This window comes from Pseudomonas sp. PS01299, from assembly GCF_029960145.1.
In the GTDB taxonomy this organism is placed as follows: Bacteria; Pseudomonadota; Gammaproteobacteria; order Pseudomonadales; family Pseudomonadaceae; genus Aquipseudomonas; species Aquipseudomonas putida_A.
Genome location: NZ_JASCPO010000443.1, coordinates 1 through 2,094, shown reverse-complemented (window position 1 = coordinate 2,094; position 2,094 = coordinate 1). Strand labels below are relative to the sequence as shown.

Genomic DNA, 2,094 nt, shown 5'->3' with positions numbered 1-2,094 from the left:
CAAGCTCGCTCCCACAGTTGATCGCATTCCAAATGTGGGAGCGAGCTTGCTCGCGAAGGCGTCCGGTCAGACGATGGGGAAGCTGTTGAAATCCACACTATTGGCCAGACGGCTATCAATCAGGTCAATAAACCCCTGCGCCTCGGGCCGGTTGAAGTGCGCCTGCATCGCCGCTTCCGACTGCCAGCGCGCACTCACGGTCCAGCGTTGGCTGTCCTCGGGGCAGCGGTCGACCATATAGGCGTCGCAGCCCGGTGTCTGGCGCAAAGTGTCGACGATCTTCTGCAACTGCCGGCCGAGCTCTTCAGAACGGCCGGCGGCAGCGCGCACCTGGACGGTGTTGATCACTTCGTTGGACATTGCTCACACTCCTGAATCAGGCCGGACGAATCCTGCTCATTGAGGGATAACGCCCGTGCAGAATAGGCCTGCACCTGCTGATCACCAATAACCAATCGGCGGTTAATCGCCCAGACCAATCATTCACGCCACTTGTTGCAGAATCTCGCGCAGGCGATCCAGAGCGGTGTCGATATCGAGGGTTTCAATGGCGCCGAAGCCGAAGTACAGGCCGCTCTTCACCGGCTGTTGATAATGAAAAATGTCGATGGAATACAGCCCGACCTCGACTTTTTTCGCCAGTTCGATCACCAGCGCCAGGTCGATCGGCACCTTGCACAGCACCGCCATGTGGAACCCGGCACTGGGCGGTATCGCTTCCAGCCACGGCGCCAGATCCGTGGCCATGCGCGCCAGAATTCGCTCGCGGCGCTGGGCGTAAATCCCGTGGCAACGGCGGATGTGCTTGAGCAGGCAACCTTCGGCAATGAACTTGGCCAGCGCCCATTGCGGCAGGGTCGAGGCGTGCAGGTCGGTGAGCTGTTTGGCGCGGATCACCGCTTCGAGAATCGCCGGCGGCAGGATCGCGTAACCCAGACGCAGCTCCGGCAGCAAGGTCTTGGAGAAGGTGCCGACGTAGGCCACGATGCCGCGCTGATCAAGGCTGAACAGTGAGTCCGTCGGCCGCCCTTCGTAGCGGAATTCGCTGTCGTAGTCGTCCTCGATGATGATCGCGCCCAGCTCATAGGCGCGGGCGAGCAAGGCTTCGCGGCGCGCCTGGCTCATCGGCATGCCCAGCGGGAACTGGTGCGACGGCGTGACATAAATCATCCGCGTGCCCTCGGGAATCTGCTCGACCACAATCCCTTCGGCATCCACCGGAATTCCGACCACTTCGGCGCCGTGGGTGCCGAACAGCAACCGCGCGGGCGGATACCCCGGATCTTCCATCGCCACCCGGCTGCCGGGGCTGATCAGCACGCGGGTGATCAGGTCCAGCGCCTGTTGCGCGCCGTTGCACACCACGATGTCTTCGTCCTGACAGTTGATCCCGCGCGAAAACGCGATGTGCCGGGCAATCGCATTACGCAGCGCCGGTAGGCCTTCGGGCACACTGTAGAAACCTTTGGAGCCGGCCATCTGGCGCATCGCGTGGGAGACGCAGCGGCGCCAGTCGTCATGCGGGAACTGGCCCTTGCTGGTGGCGCCGCCGATGAAGTCATAGCGCAGCGAACCTTCCAGCGACGGGTGGCGCAAGAACACCGGCAGGTTGCGCCAACGCTCGATCACCTCGGCGCTGGCCAGTTCGGTGTGGCTTTGCTTGCGCTGAATCTGCGCCGGGCGGGCGTTGACGTAGGTGCCTTTACCGATCACCCCGGTGAGGAAATTTTCGTAAGTCAGCTGCGCGTAGGTGTCGGAAATGGTCTTGCGCGAGATCCCCAGTTGCTCGGCCAGCAGACGGCTGGGCGGCAACTGCGTGCCGGCGGCCAGGCGCCCGGATTCGATGGCGCCGCGCAACTGGTTGTATAGCTGGCCGGCGAGGTCCTTGCGGCCATTGATCACGACGTGAAGTTCCATACCGACGCGGCTCCGGGGGGCGATTGAGGTGTCGGCCAGATTAACGCTGTTGGGTGATTGGCAGTAGTTGCGCAGCACAAAAACCCGAAATTGGTCACCGTCCCCACTTGTAGGAGTGAGCCTGCTCGCGATGAGGTCGGCACCTCCAACATGGCGGTGACTGAATGACCGCTATCG

At 62.4% G+C, this 2,094-nt stretch carries 2 protein-coding genes; both read right to left on the bottom strand.

The window, feature by feature from the left end; genetic code table 11:
- Positions 1 to 66: 66 nt before the first annotated feature.
- Positions 67 to 360 (bottom strand): putative quinol monooxygenase, encoded by a 294-nt coding sequence (locus tag QMX91_RS30820; protein WP_003225668.1) that lies wholly within the window; start codon positions 358 to 360, stop codon positions 67 to 69.
- Between the two features lie 123 nt (positions 361 to 483).
- The gene (locus QMX91_RS30815) at positions 484 to 1,917 is read right to left on the bottom strand and encodes a PLP-dependent aminotransferase family protein (protein WP_282413879.1); all 1,434 of its coding nucleotides are present in this window, start codon (positions 1,915 to 1,917) and stop codon (positions 484 to 486) included.
- Positions 1,918 to 2,094 lie beyond the last annotated feature (177 nt).

Bases quoted from the DNA above. Each gene is read 5' to 3' on its own strand.
- QMX91_RS30815 (WP_282413879.1), bottom strand. From the start codon at position 1,917: ATGGAACTTCACGTCGTGATCAATGGCCGCAAGGACCTCGCCGGCCAG.
- QMX91_RS30820 (WP_003225668.1), bottom strand. From the start codon at position 360: ATGTCCAACGAAGTGATCAACACCGTCCAGGTGCGCGCTGCCGCCGGC.